The organism is Streptomyces sp. NPDC048349 (genome assembly GCF_040651925.1).
GTDB lineage: Bacteria > Actinomycetota > Actinomycetes > Streptomycetales > Streptomycetaceae > Streptomyces.
On record NZ_JBEZLA010000043.1, the window covers coordinates 28,292 to 43,548 of the forward strand.

Genomic DNA, 15,257 nt, shown 5'->3' on the forward strand with positions numbered 1-15,257 from the left:
AACTGGCTTCACCACGTCATCTCGTGGTGCATCCCGTTGCGCGTTCTTGTGGGCGGGTATGTATGGAAGTGCCCCGTAATTTCCCCTGAGCCAAGGACCGTGATCGACGATGAAGGTCGGCATCCCCCGCGAGGTCAAGAACAACGAGTTCCGGGTCGCCATCACGCCCGCCGGCGTGCATGAGCTGGTCCGCAACGGCCACCAGGTCTTCATCGAGCAGAACGCCGGTGTCGGCTCCTCGATCACGGACGCCGAGTACGTCGCGGCCGGAGCCGAGATCCTCGGCACCGCGGACGAGGTCTGGGCGACCGCGGACCTGCTGCTGAAGGTCAAGGAGCCCATCGCGGAGGAGTACCACCGCCTCCGCAAGGACCAGACCCTCTTCACCTACCTGCACCTGGCGGCCTCCCGCGAGTGCACGGACGCCCTGCTGGAGTCCGGCACCACCGCCATCGCGTACGAGACGGTCGAGCTCGCCAACCGCGCGCTGCCGCTGCTCGCCCCGATGTCCGAGGTCGCGGGCCGCCTGGCCCCGCAGGTCGGCGCCTACCACCTGATGCGCTCGGCCGGCGGCCGCGGCGTGCTCCCGGGCGGCGTCCCCGGCACCCACGCCGGCGAGTGCGTGGTCATCGGCGGCGGCGTCTCCGGCTGGAACGCCGCGCAGATCGCCATCGGCATGGGCTTCCACGTGACCCTGCTCGACCGGGACATCAACAAGCTCCGCGAGGCCGACAAGATCTTCGGCACGAAGATCAAGACGATCGTCTCCAACGCCTACGAGCTGGAGAAGGCCGTCATCGAGGCCGACCTCGTCATCGGCGCGGTGCTGATCCCGGGTGCGAAGGCCCCGAAGCTGGTCACCAACGAGCTCGTCGCCAAGATGAAGCCCGGAAGTGTCCTTGTCGACATTGCGATCGACCAGGGCGGCTGCTTCGAGGACTCCCGTCCGACCACCCACGCCGAGCCGACCTTCCAGGTCCACAACTCGGTCTTCTACTGCGTCGCCAACATGCCGGGCGCGGTGCCGAACACCTCCACCTACGCGCTGACCAACGCCACGCTGCCCTACATCGTGCAGCTCGCGAACCTCGGCTGGGCCGAGGCGCTGCGTCGCGACCCCGCGCTCGCGCTGGGCCTCAACACCCATGACGGCCAGGTCGTTTACGGTCCGGTCGCCGAGGCCCACGGCCTGCAGACCCTTGAGCTGAGCACGCTGCTCGGCTGAAACGTCAACGACTGACGTCAATCTCACGTATCCGGCCGGACCTTGCCCGCAAGGTCCGGCCGGACGCGTTTGCCGGGTGCGCCGGAGAGTCGCTCAACACGCCTCGAACGTAACCCTTTAACCCTTTCGCACACCCGCGAAACTTCGCGGCGACACCTCGTGCGCCCTTGACAGAGTGGTGTTCGGTTGCCGACACATCGTGCCGGGTCCGGCGGATTGTGTTGCCGCTGAGCGGTGACACGCCATAGAGTCGCCAACCGTCGGCATGGTGCCACGCTGACCTATCGATAAGTGTCCTGGTCACGTCCGAGGAGGTAAGACGACTTGTGAATGAGTCGACATTTGCTCCTGGGGGTGGTCGAGCAGGCGCGCCGGAGCGGGGCCAGAACCCCGCCGGGCTCGAGGCTGTCGGCTCCGTCGCAGTCCGCACCTTCGCAAACCACCAGCACATGACGACGCCCCAAAAGAGCATGGACGGCCTAGACGTGAACTCCAGGGCCGGCGACCTGAGCGGCGAAAAGCCCACTGGTTTCGCCGACTACGACAACGTGCCCGAAGGGCACTTCTACGACCCCGACGCGGAGTACGAACCGGACCCCGAGTACGCGGCCACCCTCGCCCCCGACGCTGCCCGCCAGCGCCGTGAGCGGATCGGCCCGACCGGACGCCCGCTCCCGTACTTCCCGATCCCGGGTCCGCTGACCGACCACGGTCCGGCGAAGATCATCGCGATGTGCAACCAGAAGGGCGGCGTGGGCAAGACCACGTCGACCATCAACCTGGGTGCCGCGCTCGCCGAATACGGGCGCCGCGTGCTGCTCGTCGACTTCGACCCGCAGGGCGCGCTGTCCGTGGGTCTCGGCGTGAACCCGATGGAACTCGACCTGACGGTCTACAACCTGCTCATGGAGCGGGGCATGTCGGCCGACGAGGTGCTGCTCAAGACCGCGGTCCCCAACATGGACCTGCTGCCGAGCAACATCGACCTGTCCGCTGCGGAAGTGCAGTTGGTCAGCGAGGTCGCGCGCGAGTCCACCCTGCAGCGGGCCCTGAAGCCCCTGATGGCCGACTACGACTACATCGTGATCGACTGTCAGCCCTCGCTCGGTCTGCTGACGGTGAACGCCCTGACGGCGGCTCACAAGGTCATCGTCCCGCTGGAATGCGAGTTCTTCGCACTGCGCGGCGTGGCGCTGCTGACCGAGACCATCGAGAAGGTGCAGGAGCGGCTCAACCCCGAGCTGGAGCTCGACGGCATCCTCGCCACGATGTACGACTCCCGTACGGTGCACAGCCGCGAGGTGCTGGCGCGCGTCGTCGAGGCCTTCGACGACCACGTCTACCACACGGTCATCGGCCGCACGGTGCGCTTCCCGGAGACCACGGTCGCCGGTGAGCCCATCACGACGTACGCCTCCAACTCCGTCGGCGCCGCCGCGTATCGCCAGCTCGCCAGGGAGGTGCTCGCCCGGTGTCACGCCGAGTGAGTCTGCCCGGAGCCGACGAACTGTTCCGTACGACCGGCGGGATGGCGCTCCAGTCCTCCTCGCCGAGGCGGGGCGCCGACGAGGCGCCCGCCGCCGAGCACGCGGCCTCCTCGGCCGAGGGTGCGGCGGGGGAGGGCCGGAGCCGGGAGGCCGAGGCCGGCACGGAGACCGTGGTGGGCGCACCGCGGCGGCCGCAGGAAGGTTCTGTCAACGGAGCCTCCGTGGCCCCCGGCGCGGGCGGACGCGCAAAGGCCCAGGGCCGGGGCGCGAACCGGCGGCCCAGCGGGCGCGAACGGCACGACGAGAAGATCACGGTCTACGTCTCCGCCGAGGAGCTCATGGACCTGGAACACGCGCGGCTGGTGCTGCGCGGGGAGCACGGCCTGGCGGTCGACCGCGGCCGCATCGTCCGCGAGGCGGTGGCGGTCGTCCTCGCCGACCTCGAGTCCCGCGGGGACGCGAGCATCCTCGTCCGCAGACTCCGCGGCCGCTGACCGACCCGCGTGGCCGCCAAGGCCCCGCCCGCGGCGCGCACGCCCGGCGACCGCCCCCCTGCCACCGCACCACTGACCCTGTCAGCGCAGCTCCAGCCCCCAGGCCCGGCCGGGTCCGGGGGCTGTCGCCTGCCACCGCCGATACCGGCCGCCGGCCCGCAGCCGCGACAGCTCCGGGCGGGGTTCCCGGGCTGGACCGTCGCCCGACACCTGCCCGCGACTGCGCGGGGAGGTGTCGGGGCCGGTCCGGGGGGATCGGCGGGGTGCACCCTAGGGTGGGTCACGCCCGATCCGCCGCCCCCTGCGCACCACCTGGACCCCGATGCCCTTCCCCGCCGAACCCGGTCGACCGATCCGCCGCGTCCTGGGCCGCGGTCCCGGTGCGCCGGCCGAGGCCCCCGGGGCGCCCGCTGAGCGCTCCGGGCCGCCCGCAACCGGGGGAGAGCCCCAGGACGCCCCCGGGGCGGCGCAGACCCCCGCTGAGGGCCGTGATGGCGGTCGGGGAGGCGCCGATCCCGACGCCGGGCGGCCAGCCGCAGCCACGGGGGCAGCCGAGCTCCCCGGGGCTCCGGTAGCCGGGGAAGCGCCCCAGGACACCCCCGCAGCCCCTGACACCCCCGCAGCCCCTGACGCCCCCGCCGAGGGCCGCGACAGCCATGACGCCGGGCACCCCGCAGGCGGCGACGGGCGGTTCACGTTGCGGCTCGCGAACTTCGAGGGGCCCTTCGATCTGCTGCTCCAGCTGATCTCCCGGCACAAGCTCGACGTCACCGAGGTCGCGCTGTCCAAGGTCACCGACGAGTTCATGGCCCACATCCGGGCCATGGGTCCCGACTGGGACCTCGACCAGACCACCGAGTTCCTCGTCGTCGCCGCCACCCTGCTCGACCTGAAGGCCGCCCGGCTGCTGCCCGCCGCGGAGGTCGAGGACGAGGCCGACCTCGCCCTCCTCGAGGCCCGGGACCTGCTCTTCGCCCGCCTCCTCCAGTACCGGGCGTACAAACAGATCGCCACCCTCTTCGAGGAGCGCGCGGAAGCCGAGGGCCGGCGCTACCCGCGCACCGTCGGCCTCGAGCCGCACCACGCCGACCTGCTGCCCGAGGTCGTCATCACCATCGGCCCGGAAGGCTTCGCCCGCCTCGCCGCCAAGGCCATGCAGCCCAAGGCGAAGCCCCAGGTGTACGTGGACCACATCCACGCGCCGCTGGTCAGCGTGCGCGAGCAGGCGGCCCTCGTCGTCCGGATGCTGAAGGCCCGCGGCGAGGCCACCTTCCGGGAGCTCACCGAGGACGCCGGGGACACCCTCACCGTCGTCGCCCGTTTCCTGGCCCTGCTGGAGCTCTACCGCGAGAAGGCGGTGGTCCTGGACCAGGAAGAGGCCCTGAAGACCCTCACCGTCCGCTGGAGCGGCGGGGACGGCGACGGCATGCCGACCGTGACCGACGAGTTCGACCAGATCGTGGAGGCCGTGGAATGAGCAGCGACGTGGCCGCGCTGGCGCTGAAGCCCGCGCTGGAAGCCGTACTCATGGTCGTGGACGAGCCCGCGACGGAGGCGCACCTCGCCAAGGTGCTGGAGCGCACCCCGCGGGAGGTGGCGGACGCGCTGCGCGAGCTCGCCGACGAGTACGCGGTCCAGGAACGCGGCTTCGAGCTGCGCCTGGTCGCCGGCGGGTGGCGGTACTACACGCGGGCGGAGTTCGCCCCGGCCGTCGAGGGCTTCGTCCTGGACGGCCAGCAGGCCCGTCTCACCCAGGCGGCTCTGGAGACCCTGGCGGTCGTCGCGTACCGCCAGCCGGTGAGCCGGTCGCGGGTCTCGGCGGTCCGCGGAGTGAACTGCGACGGGGTCATGCGCACGCTCCTCCAGCGGGGTCTGGTGGAGGAGGCGGGGACGGAACCCGAAACAGGTGCGATCCTGTACAGGACGACGAACCACTTTTTGGAGCGGATGGGCCTGCGCGGCCTGGACGAGCTCCCGGAGCTCGCGCCCTTCCTCCCCGAGGCGGACGCGATCGAAGCCGAGACGCAAGAAGGTGTGCCGTCGTTCGATCCGGACGCACCGGACACCGATGAAGACGACGACAAGACGACGGACATTTGATGCGAAGCAACGGCAACGGCGGCGGCAACAGGAACAGCGGCGGCGGCGGTGGTGGCGGACGCGGTAGCTCCCGCGGCGGCAGCACCGGCGGCGGCGGTGGCTACCGCGGCGGCAGCTCCTCCGGTGGGGGCGGCAACCGCGGCGGCAGCTCCTCCGGCGGTGGCTACCGCGGCGGCAGCTCTTCCGGTGGGGGCGGCCACCGCGGCGGCTCTTCCGGCGGCGGCTACCAGGGCGGCGGCTCCGGCTCCCGCGAGCGTGACCGCGACCAGGCGCCCCAGCGGCCCCGCAACCCCCGCCCCGAGGAGCGTCGCTACGACGTGGGTCCCGAGGGCGAGCGCAGCGGCCGTTCGGGCCCCAAGGCCGGCGGCGGCGGCGCCCGTGGCGCGGCCGCGCGCGGTGGCGCCAAGGGCGGCCCCAAGACCTCCAAGACCCCCGGCATCGGCGGGGCCGGCGGCCCGCGCCGCGGTCCCGGCAGCCGCAGCGGGCAGTCCCGCCCGCGCGAGCTGGACGCGCGGATCGAGGAGCGCGTGCGCGACCGGTACGCCGACAAGCCCGTGATCAAGACCCCGAAGACCTTCCCGGGTGCCGAGGAGGAGGGCGAGCGTCTGCAGAAGGTGCTCGCCCGCGCCGGCATGGGTTCGCGCCGCGCCTGCGAGGAGCTCATCGAGCAGGCCCGCGTCGAGGTCAACGGCGAGATCGTGCTGGAGCAGGGCCGGCGCGTCCAGCCGAAGGACGAGATCAAGGTGGACGGCCTGACCGTCGCCACCCAGTCGTACCTCTTCTTCGCGCTGAACAAGCCCGCCGGCGTCGTGTCCACGATGGAGGACCCGGACGGGCGCCAGTGCCTGGGCGACTACGTCACCAACCGTGAGACGCGTCTCTTCCACGTCGGCCGGCTCGACACCGAGACCGAGGGCATCATCCTGCTCACCAACCACGGCGAGCTGGCCCACCGCCTCACGCACCCGAAGTACGGCGTGAAGAAGACGTACGTCGCGGCGATCACCGGCCCGCTGCCGCGCGAGATCGGCAAGCGGCTCAAGGACGGCATCGAGCTGGAGGACGGGTACGCCCGCGCCGACCACTTCCGCGTCGTCGACCAGGTCGGCAAGAACTACCTGGTCGAGGTCACCCTCCACGAGGGCCGCAAGCACATCGTCCGCCGCATGATGGCCGAGGCGGGCTTCCCGGTCGAGAAGCTCGTACGGACCTCCTTCGGGCCGATCGAGCTCGGCGACCAGAAGTCCGGCTGGCTGCGCCGCCTGACCAACACCGAGGTCGGCATGCTGATGCGCGAGGTCGGTCTGTAGGACCGTCCGGCCGTCCGGCCGTCCGGCCGCCCGATTCCGGGTCGAAAGCCCGCAGTTGCCCCGGCACTGCGGGCTTTTCGCTTGCCCGGACCCGCTCCCCTGTTTATAGTCGATCTGACCATTAAGGGGGGTCGTCGTGAGCCCGGACCCGAGCTCGAGCCGCACCGGCTTAGCCGCAGGTGCCGCAGATCGTCTTCATCGCCCTCGCCGCGTACGGCCGGTGGCCCTGGACCCACGGGGGTGGACCGGGAACCGCCGGGGCCGCGGCGGGGGCGGTGGGGGTGCCCGGCCCGAACGGCCCGGCCGGCCCGACCGGCGCGCCGGAACGTCGGAGGCACGATGAGCGCCGGATACGACCCGTCCGCCTTCGTGCCGTTCGCGGTGACCGTCGACCTCGCCGTCCTCACCGTGCGCGCCGGGCGCCTGCACGTCCTGCTGATCCGGCGCGGACAGGAGCCGTTCGAGGGCGCCTGGGCGCTGCCCGGCGGCTTCGTCGCGCCGCGGGAGTCCGCGGAGACGGCCGCCCGCCGCGAACTGGCCGAGGAGACCGGCCTGTCGCCGGCCGTGGTGGCGGCCCTGCACCTGGAGCAGCTGCGCACCTACACCGAGCCGGACCGGGACCCCCGGATGCGGGTGGTCTCGGTGGCCTTCACGGCGCTGGTCGCGGACCTGCCGGAACCGGCGGCGGAGGGCGGCGGGGACGCGGCCCACGCCCGCTGGGTGCCCCTGGCCGAGGTCGGGCCCCTCGCCTTCGACCACGCCGTGATCCTGGCGGACGCCCGCGAGCGGGTCGGCTCGAAGCTCGAGTACACCTGCCTGGCCACGGCCTTCTGCCCGCCCGAGTTCACGCTCGGGGAGCTCCAGTCCGTCTACGAGACGGTCTGGGACACCGCCCTGGACCGCCCCAACTTCCGCCGCAAGGTCCTGGCCACCCCCGGCTTCGTCGAGGCCGTACCGGGAGCCGCCCGGCTCACCGGGGGCCGCGGCAAACCGGCCGCGCTGTACCGGCCGGGACCGGCGACCACCCTGCACCCGCCCCTGCTCCGCCCCCCGGAAGGACGCACACGATGACGACGACCCCGAAGCGCGCGGCGACCGGCGCGATGATCGGCCTCGCGCTGGGGGACGCCCTGGGCTTCCCCACCGAGTTCAACGACGTGCCGTCGATCCTCGCCAAGACCGGCCCGTGGCGCGAGATGCAGCTGCCCCGGCCGGCCATCGTCACGGACGACACCCAGATGACGCTCGCCCTGGCGCGGGGCATACGGACGGCCGCGGAGCGGGGCCGGGTGGGGCCGCTGCGCCTGGCCCGCCCGGTCCGGGAGGAGTTCGTCGACTGGTACCGGTCGCCCGAGAACAACCGCGCCCCGGGCAACACCTGCCTGCGGGCCTGCTCGCTGCTGGAGCACCCCGAACGGGACTGGCGGGACGCCAGCCAGACCGGCTCCAAGGGCTGCGGCGCGAACATGCGGGTGGTGCCGGTGGGGCTGGTCCCCGGCTGGACCGAGGAGGAGCGGGCGGGCGCCGCCCAGCTCCAGTCGGCCCTGACCCACGGCCACCCGACGGCGCTCGCCGCCTCCGACCTGACCGCCCGGGCCGTGTACCTGCTCGCGCAGGGCACCGAGGTGACGGGCCTGGTCGGGCGGCTGCGCTCGTACGCCCTGGAGAACCGCACCCGCTACCACGGGCGCTGGCTCGGTGACCTCTGGATGCGGACGGCCTGCGACGCCTCCCCGGAGTCCTTCATCGCCCGGGGCTGGGACGAGTGCCTGGCCGTCCTCGACCGGCTCGCCGCCGCCCTGCGCACCCCGTCCCCGGAGACGGACCCCTGCCTGACCACGGGCGAGGGCTGGATCGCGGAGGAGGCCCTCGCCACGGCCCTGCAGTGCTTCCTCCTCTTCCCGCAGGAGCCCCTCCTGGCCCTGCGCCGCGCCGCCTGCACCTCGGGCGACTCGGACTCCCTCGCCTGCCTGGCGGGCGCCTTCGCGGGCGCCCACCTCGGCGCGGACGTCTGGCCCCGAGCCTGGGAGGGCCGCATCGAGTACCGCGCGGAACTCCTCGCCTTCGGCGCGCTGTGGGATTAGGCGCGCCGGGGGGTTAGCAGAGCGACGCGCGGCGGGTGCGCAGGAGGAAGTCCTCGACGCGGGCGTGGTCGGGGGCCTCCGGGAGGCGGGTGGTGGTCAGGGCCGACTCCGTCTCGCAGGTGAGGCGGGCCATCCAGCTGTCGACCTCGTCCCAGGTGAGCTCGCCGCGGCGGACCGCGAGGAGCCGGTCGCGGTGCGGGCCCGCGTCGATCGTCAGGCGGCCCGTGCGCAGGAGGTCGCGGCAGGACAGGAGCAGGCGCAGCAGGTGCATGGCGTGCTTCCAGCGCGGGGCGCCGTGGACGCGGACGTCGGCGAGGAGTTTGCCGCGCTGGGAGGCCGCGTACCGGCTGAAGCTGGTGTGGGCCCGGCGGGAGAGGAACGCCTCGCGGAGCGAGAGCAGTTCCTCGCCGACCGGGGTCAGCCGTTCCACCAAGGGGGAGTGGAGGCACTCCAGGATGTTCGGGTTGGCGCGCAGGGCCAGCTCGCAAAAGCGCTCCAGCTCCCACGAGAACTCCTCGTCCCGCGGGCCCTCCACGTGCGTGGGGGGCTTCTCGAAACGCCAGAACAGCGGCGTCGGGGCGAGGTAGACACCGCGCCGGTCGGTGTCGCTCGCCTCCGTCGCCAGCCCGAACGCCCGGGAGCCCATCACGCACTGGTAGACCGTGTGGTCCCGTACCAGTGTCAGATCGTCCATCCGGCGACCCTAGGCGCGGCGCCTGCCGCTAGGCGAGCGAGATACTGCCGTCCGCCGCGACCGTGATCTTCTTCTCCGGCAGCGGGCGGGTGGCCGGGCCCTTGAGGACCGCGCCGTCCGTGTCCTTGAACTTGCTCATGTGGCAGGGGCAGTCGATGGTGCCGTTCTCGACCTTGTTCACGAGGCAGCCCTGGTGGGTGCAGACCGCCGAGAAACAGCGGAAGTTTCCGGCGGTGGGCTGGGTGACCACCAGCTTCTCGTCCTTCAGGACCGTGCCGCCGCCGACCGGTACGTCCGCCGCCTTGGCGATGGCCTTGCCGGCCCCCGCGGGCTGCGACGAGGCCGGCTGGGACGCGGGCGCGGACGGGGCGGGCGCGGTCTGCGACCCGTTCGCGGGCGGCTTCTCGCCGTCACCGCCGCCGCACGCGGTGAGCGCGCCGCCCGCCAGGGCGGCCGCGCCGGCCGTCAGTACCGTGCGCCGGGCGGTGTGCGTGGGGTCGCTCATGGTGTCTCCTCGCTTGGTGGCCGGATGAGGCGAGCAGCATCCTGGCCCGCGGCGGGCCTCAGGAGAAGCCTGCCGCGCCGTTTCGGTGGCCCGGTTCCCACGGTGCCAGTGAGGCGGGGGCGCCGGGTGTGCGTACGACCTCCCACACGCGGACCACGGCCTCCCGGTTCAACGGGCCGTGGACGTGCGGGTACCGGCCCCCGGATCCACCCTCGCGGCGGACCTCGGCGGTCAGGGCGCCCTCGTCGAGTTCCACCGCGAGCAGGGGCCCCGGTACGGCGCGGTAGTGCGCGTCGGCGATGGCGAGCGCCGTGGGCCGGTCCGCCGAACAGTGCACGAAGCCCTCGGCGTCGAGCGAGGGCGGGGCGTAGGGGCGTTCGGGCGCGGCGGTCCAGTCGGCGAGCGGGACGAGGTGGAAGATCATGCCGACGTTCTACCGCAGCGTCGGGGGTGCGTGCGCCAAGTGGCGGGCCTGTCCGCTTCGGGTGACAGTGTCCGTGTCTCGACGCCGGGTGCGCCGCTCGCTTGCGGCCCGGTCCGTCCGACGCGGCTGCCGCTCGGGGCCCGGCCACCGTCCCACTGGGCGGGCGCCGGGCCCCTGCGCCGTCCGGGCTGGCTACGCTGGCCCGACAGCCCGTCACCTCGCCGAACGCAACCCAGGAGTGCCCCGTGAGAACCGCCGTCGTCATCGGAACCGGACTGATCGGCACCTCCGCGGCGCTCGCGCTGACCGCCCGCGGGATCACCGTCCACCTCGTCGACCACGACCCGGCCCAGGCCCATACCGCAGCCGCCCTCGGGGCCGGCACGGACGAGGCCCCGGAGGGCAGGGTCGACCTCGCGGTCGTCGCCGTGCCCCCGGCCCACGTGGCGGCGACGCTCGCCGACGCGATCGGCCGCGGCGCGGCGCGCGCGTACGTGGACGTGGCCAGCGTCAAGGGCGGACCGCGGCGGGAGCTGGAGGCGCTCGGCGTCGACGTCACGGCGTACATCGGCACGCACCCCATGGCGGGCAAGGAGCGGTCGGGCCCACTGGCCGCCACGGCGGACCTCTTCGAGGGCCGCCCCTGGGTGCTGACCCCCACCCGGGACACGGACCACGAGGTGCTGAACCTCGCCCTGGAGCTCGTGTCGCTGTGCCGGGCCGTACCCGTGGTCATGGACGCCGACGCCCACGACCGGGCCGTGGCGCTCGTCTCCCACACCCCGCAGCTGGTCTCCAGCATGGTCGCCGCGCGCCTGGAGGAGGCCGACGAGACCGCCGTGCGGCTGTGCGGGCAGGGCATACGGGACGTCACCCGCATCGCGGCCTCCGACCCGCGGATGTGGGTGGAGATCCTCTCGGCGAACCCGGGCCCCGTCGCCGACGTCCTGGCCGGGATCGCGGCCGACCTGGAGGAGACCGTCGAGGCGCTGCGCGGCCTGCAGTCCGCCGACGTGGAGAAGCGCCGGGGCGGCGCCGCCGGGATCGAGGACGTGCTGCGGCGCGGGAACGCGGGACGGGTCCGGGTTCCGGGCAAGCACGGCGCGGCACCGACCGTGTACGAGACGGTCGCCGTGCTCATTTCCGACCAGCCGGGCGAGCTGGCGCGGATCTTCGCGGACGCGGGGCGGGCCGGGGTCAACATCGAGGACGTGCGGATCGAGCACGCGACGGGGCAGCAGGCCGGTCTGGTGCAGTTGATGGTGGAGCCGCGGGCGGTGGCCGGGCTGACGGCCGAGCTGCGCGAGCGGGGCTGGGCGCTGCGGCAGCAGTGATCCCGCCGCCCGGCAGCGGGGCTCCGCCGCCCGGCTGCCGGGGCTCCGCCGGACGGGCGGGGCCCGGGGGTCCCGGGGCCCGGTAACCTGGAGCAGGGGCGTTTTCGCGCGCCCAGACACGTACGCGCAACCAGGAAGGTGCCCGCACCGTGGAAACCGCAGCTCCGGCAGCCGTGATCGTCGCCATCGACGGTCCCTCCGGCACGGGCAAGTCCAGCACCTCCAAGGCCGTGGCCGCCAAGCTCGGGCTGCGCTACCTCGACACCGGTGCCCAGTACCGGGCCATCACCTGGTGGATGATCAGCAACGGGGTCGACACCGACGACGCGCAGGCCGTCGCCGTCGCCGCGGGCAAGCCCGCCATCGAGTCGGGCACCGATCCGGCGGCGCCCACCATCACCGTGGACGGCCTGGACGCCTCCGGCCCCATCCGCACCCAGGAGGTCACCGCCAAGGTCAGCGCCGTCAGCGCCGTCCCCGAGGTGCGCACCCTGATCACCGAGCTGCAGCGCTCCATCGCCGCGCAGGCGGCCGTGGAGGCCGACGGCATCGTCGTCGAGGGCCGGGACATCGGCACCACCGTGCTGCCCGACGCCGACCTCAAGATCTTCCTGACCGCCTCGGCCGAGGCGCGCGCCGCCCGGCGCAGCGGCGAGCTGCGCGGCAAGGAGGCCGCCGACCTCGCGGCCACCAAGGCGGCGCTCATCAAGCGCGACGCGGCGGACTCCGGCCGCACGACCTCCCCGCTGGCCAAGGCCGGCGACGCCGTCGAGGTGGACACCACCGAGCTCACGCTCGAGCAGGTCATCGAGTGCGTCGTGACCCTGGTGGAAGAGAAGCGGGCGGGCCGCAAGTGAGCCAAGCGCCCTCACCCAAGGGTGCGGCGGTCGGCAGGCGCATCGGCATCGGGCTCATGTACGGGCTGTGGAAGCCCCGTGTGCTCGGCGCCTGGAAGGTGCCCGCCTCCGGCCCCGTCATCCTCGCCGTGAACCACTCGCACAACATAGACGGCCCGATGGTCATGGGCACCGCGCCCCGGCCCCTGCACTTCCTGATCAAGAAGGAAGCGTACGTCGGCCCGCTCGGCCCCTTCCTCGAAGGGATCGGGCAGGTCAAGGTCGACCGCGGCGGCCCCGACCGGACGGCGATAACCCGCGCCCTCGGCGTGCTCGACAACGGAGGCGCCCTCGGCATCTTCCCCGAGGGCACCCGGGGCGACGGCGACTTCGCCTCGCTGCGCGCCGGTCTCGCGTACTTCGCGGTCCGCAGCGGCGCGCCCATCGTGCCCGTGGCCGTGCTCGGCAGCGGCGACACCAAGGGCCGGCTCGTCAAGGGACTGCCCGCCTTCAAGAGCCGGGTCGACGTCGTCTTCGGCTCGGCCTTCGACGCCGGGGACGGCAGTGGCCGCCGTACCCGCACCGCGCTGGACCAGGCCACCGTGCGCATCCAGGACCGGCTGACCGCCCACCTGGCCGACGCCAAGCGCCTCACCGGGCGCTGAGCGAGACTTGACCTAGTAGTGGAACCGCGCTGCGCGGGCACCACCGATCACCACGAACGACGAGGAACGGACTTCATGAACGACCAGCACGACCACGGAGCACTTGGCGATGCCGAGTACGCGGAGTTCATGGAGCTCGCCGCGGAAGAGGGCTTCGACATCGAGGACGTCGAAGGCGCCCTCGAGGAGGCCGCCGCCGGCCCCCTCCCCGTCCTCGCCGTCGTCGGCCGGCCGAACGTCGGCAAGTCGACCCTGGTGAACCGCATCATCGGCCGCCGCGAGGCGGTCGTCGAGGACAAGCCCGGCGTCACCCGCGACCGCGTCACGTACGAGGCCGAGTGGGCGGGCCGCCGCTTCAAGGTCGTCGACACCGGCGGCTGGGAGCAGGACGTCCTCGGCATCGACGCCTCGGTCGCCGCCCAGGCCGAATACGCCATCGAGGCCGCTGACGCGGTCGTCTTCGTCGTCGACGCCAAGGTCGGCGCGACCGACACCGACGAGGCCGTCGTCCGCCTCCTGCGCAAGGCCAAGAAGCCCGTCGTGCTGTGCGCCAACAAGGTCGACGGCCAGAGCGGCGAGTCCGACGCGGCCTCCCTGTGGTCCCTGGGCCTGGGCATGCCGCACCCGGTCTCCTCGCTGCACGGCCGCGGCACCGGCGACATGCTGGACGCCGTCCTCGAGGCCCTGCCCGAGGCCCCCGAGCAGACCTTCGGCGGCGCAGCCCCCGGCGGCCCGCGCCGCATCGCGCTGATCGGCCGCCCGAACGTGGGCAAGTCCTCGCTGCTCAACAAGGTCGCGAAGGAGGACCGGGTCGTCGTCAACGAGCTGGCCGGCACCACCCGCGACCCGGTCGACGAGCTGATCGAGCTCGGCGGCATCACCTGGAAGTTCGTCGACACCGCCGGCATCCGCAAGAAGGTCCACCTCCAGCAGGGCGCCGACTACTACGCCTCCCTGCGCACGGCCGCGGCCGTCGAGAAGGCGGAGGTCGCGGTCATCCTGATCGACACGACCGAGACGATCAGCGTCCAGGACCAGCGCATCATCACCATGGCCGTCGAGGCGGGCCGCGCGATCGTGATCGCGTACAACAAGTGGGACGAGCTCGACGAGGAGCGCCGCTACTACCTCGAGCGCGAGATCGAGACCGAGATGCAGCAGGTCTCGTGGGCGCCGCGGGTGAACGTCTCGGCGCTCACCGGCCGCCACATGGAGAAGCTGGTCCCGGCGATCGAGACCGCCCTCGCGGGCTGGGAGACGCGCGTCCCCACCGGCCGGCTGAACGCCTTCCTCGGCGAGGTCGTCGCCGCCCACCCGCACCCGATCCGCGGCGGCAAGCAGCCCCGCATCCTGTTCGGCACCCAGGCGGGCAGCAAGCCGCCGCGGTTCGTCCTGTTCGCCTCCGGCTTCCTGGAGCACGGCTACCGGCGCTTCATCGAGCGCCGGCTGCGCGAGGAGTTCGGCTTCGAGGGCACCCCGATCCACATCTCGGTGCGGGTGCGCGAGAAGCGCGGTGCCCAGTACAAGAAGAAGAAGTAGGACCGGCGCGCGGTACGGGCGGTACGGGCGGTACGGAGTCCCGGGGTCAGTAGCCCCGGCGCGGAGCGGGCGGCAGGGCCGCCGGGATGGGCGTCATCCCGGTCTGGCGCTGCCGCCCGTCGGCGTATCCGGCGCCGCCGGCGTACGAGTAGGCGGCCGTGGGCTGCGGCTGCGCCACGTACGTGGGCTGCCAGCCCTCCGTCCGCTGCCACGAGGGGCCGCTCCAGCCGCTGTCGTACGAGCTGCCCGAGCCGGTGTAGCCGCCCCCGTAGGAGAAGGCCGTGAACCCGAGGTCCTCCTCGCCCGTACGGTCGCCCGGCAGCGCCCGGAAGGCGCGCAGGTACTCCGAGTACAGGGCGTCGTAGATCGGGGTCTGCGAGACGGGGCTCGTACGGGACGGGGCGCGGGAGGAGTCGTATGGATGCACGTATCAGCCAACGAAACCGGCGCCCTGCGGATGCGGGGTGACGGGCGGAAAACGCGGATCGCCGCCGGGGTCGACCCCCGCGGCCCACACCGTGTTGGGGTGGTGGGGTGGGTACAGCGCCCCGCGGGGCCAG

The 15,257-nt window shown here is 73.0% G+C and carries 16 protein-coding genes; 12 read left to right on the plus strand and 4 right to left on the minus strand.

All coding sequences use genetic code 11. From position 1 onward, the window contains the following. The first annotated feature begins 109 nt into the window (after positions 1 to 109). From ald to AB0D44_RS22940, 8 genes are all read left to right on the plus strand, one after another. Positions 110 to 1,225, plus strand: a complete 1,116-nt coding sequence (gene ald / locus AB0D44_RS22905) for an alanine dehydrogenase (RefSeq protein ID WP_362594035.1) — start codon at positions 110 to 112, stop codon at positions 1,223 to 1,225. 326 nt (positions 1,226 to 1,551) lie between these two features. Continuing rightward, complete coding sequence (locus AB0D44_RS22910) at positions 1,552 to 2,712, plus strand: ParA family protein (protein WP_079154105.1); 1,161 nt, start codon at positions 1,552 to 1,554, stop codon at positions 2,710 to 2,712. Further along, positions 2,697 to 3,206 carry a hypothetical protein gene (locus AB0D44_RS22915; RefSeq protein WP_362594039.1) on the plus strand — a complete coding sequence of 170 codons (510 nt, stop codon included), beginning with the start codon at positions 2,697 to 2,699 and terminating at the stop codon, positions 3,204 to 3,206. The genes AB0D44_RS22910 and AB0D44_RS22915 overlap by 16 nt, the downstream gene beginning before the upstream one ends. A gap of 322 nt (positions 3,207 to 3,528) precedes the next feature. Further along, complete coding sequence (locus tag AB0D44_RS22920; protein WP_362594042.1) at positions 3,529 to 4,683, plus strand: segregation/condensation protein A; 1,155 nt, start codon at positions 3,529 to 3,531, stop codon at positions 4,681 to 4,683. Further along, positions 4,680 to 5,306, plus strand: a complete 627-nt coding sequence (gene scpB / locus AB0D44_RS22925; protein WP_362594045.1) for an SMC-Scp complex subunit ScpB — start codon at positions 4,680 to 4,682, stop codon at positions 5,304 to 5,306. The genes AB0D44_RS22920 and scpB overlap by 4 nt, the downstream gene beginning before the upstream one ends. Then, positions 5,306 to 6,616 carry a pseudouridine synthase gene (locus tag AB0D44_RS22930; RefSeq protein ID WP_362594048.1) on the plus strand — a complete coding sequence of 437 codons (1,311 nt, stop codon included), beginning with the start codon at positions 5,306 to 5,308 and terminating at the stop codon, positions 6,614 to 6,616. The genes scpB and AB0D44_RS22930 overlap by 1 nt, the downstream gene beginning before the upstream one ends. A gap of 339 nt (positions 6,617 to 6,955) precedes the next feature. Further along, positions 6,956 to 7,687, plus strand: coding sequence for an NUDIX domain-containing protein (locus tag AB0D44_RS22935; protein ID WP_362594051.1), 732 nt, complete (start codon positions 6,956 to 6,958; stop codon positions 7,685 to 7,687). Continuing rightward, the gene (locus AB0D44_RS22940; protein WP_362594054.1) at positions 7,684 to 8,700 is read left to right on the plus strand and encodes an ADP-ribosylglycohydrolase family protein; all 1,017 of its coding nucleotides are present in this window, start codon (positions 7,684 to 7,686) and stop codon (positions 8,698 to 8,700) included. The genes AB0D44_RS22935 and AB0D44_RS22940 overlap by 4 nt, the downstream gene beginning before the upstream one ends. Positions 8,701 to 8,713: 13 nt before the next feature. Here the strand turns inward: AB0D44_RS22940 and AB0D44_RS22945 are convergent, their stop codons facing one another. Genes AB0D44_RS22945 through AB0D44_RS22955 form a run of 3 tightly spaced genes read right to left on the minus strand, consistent with a single transcriptional unit; the run spans position 8,714 to position 10,323 of the window. After that, positions 8,714 to 9,394, minus strand: a complete 681-nt coding sequence (locus AB0D44_RS22945) for a nucleotidyltransferase domain-containing protein (RefSeq protein ID WP_362594056.1) — start codon at positions 9,392 to 9,394, stop codon at positions 8,714 to 8,716. A gap of 28 nt (positions 9,395 to 9,422) precedes the next feature. Beyond that, complete coding sequence (locus AB0D44_RS22950) at positions 9,423 to 9,899, minus strand: Rieske (2Fe-2S) protein (protein ID WP_362594059.1); 477 nt, start codon at positions 9,897 to 9,899, stop codon at positions 9,423 to 9,425. A gap of 58 nt (positions 9,900 to 9,957) precedes the next feature. Then, positions 9,958 to 10,323 (minus strand): DUF952 domain-containing protein, encoded by a 366-nt coding sequence (locus AB0D44_RS22955; protein WP_362594062.1) that lies wholly within the window; start codon positions 10,321 to 10,323, stop codon positions 9,958 to 9,960. Positions 10,324 to 10,568: 245 nt separating this feature from the next. On the opposite strand from AB0D44_RS22955, the gene AB0D44_RS22960 reads away from it, so the two are divergent. From AB0D44_RS22960 to der, 4 genes are all read left to right on the plus strand, one after another. Continuing rightward, a complete protein-coding gene (locus tag AB0D44_RS22960; protein WP_362594065.1) occupies positions 10,569 to 11,657 on the plus strand; it encodes a prephenate dehydrogenase in 1,089 nt (362 codons plus the stop codon). Positions 11,658 to 11,806: 149 nt separating this feature from the next. Further along, a complete protein-coding gene (gene cmk / locus AB0D44_RS22965) occupies positions 11,807 to 12,514 on the plus strand; it encodes a (d)CMP kinase (protein ID WP_362594068.1) in 708 nt (235 codons plus the stop codon). Beyond that, positions 12,469 to 13,158, plus strand: a complete 690-nt coding sequence (locus AB0D44_RS22970) for a lysophospholipid acyltransferase family protein (RefSeq protein WP_362594071.1) — start codon at positions 12,469 to 12,471, stop codon at positions 13,156 to 13,158. The genes cmk and AB0D44_RS22970 overlap by 46 nt, the downstream gene beginning before the upstream one ends. Positions 13,159 to 13,233: 75 nt before the next feature. Further along, positions 13,234 to 14,697 (plus strand): ribosome biogenesis GTPase Der, encoded by a 1,464-nt coding sequence (gene der / locus AB0D44_RS22975; RefSeq protein ID WP_362594075.1) that lies wholly within the window; start codon positions 13,234 to 13,236, stop codon positions 14,695 to 14,697. 46 nt (positions 14,698 to 14,743) lie between these two features. Here der and AB0D44_RS22980 read toward each other — a convergent pair whose 3' ends face one another. Continuing rightward, positions 14,744 to 15,124 carry a hypothetical protein gene (locus AB0D44_RS22980; RefSeq protein ID WP_362594078.1) on the minus strand — a complete coding sequence of 127 codons (381 nt, stop codon included), beginning with the start codon at positions 15,122 to 15,124 and terminating at the stop codon, positions 14,744 to 14,746. Positions 15,125 to 15,257 lie beyond the last annotated feature (133 nt).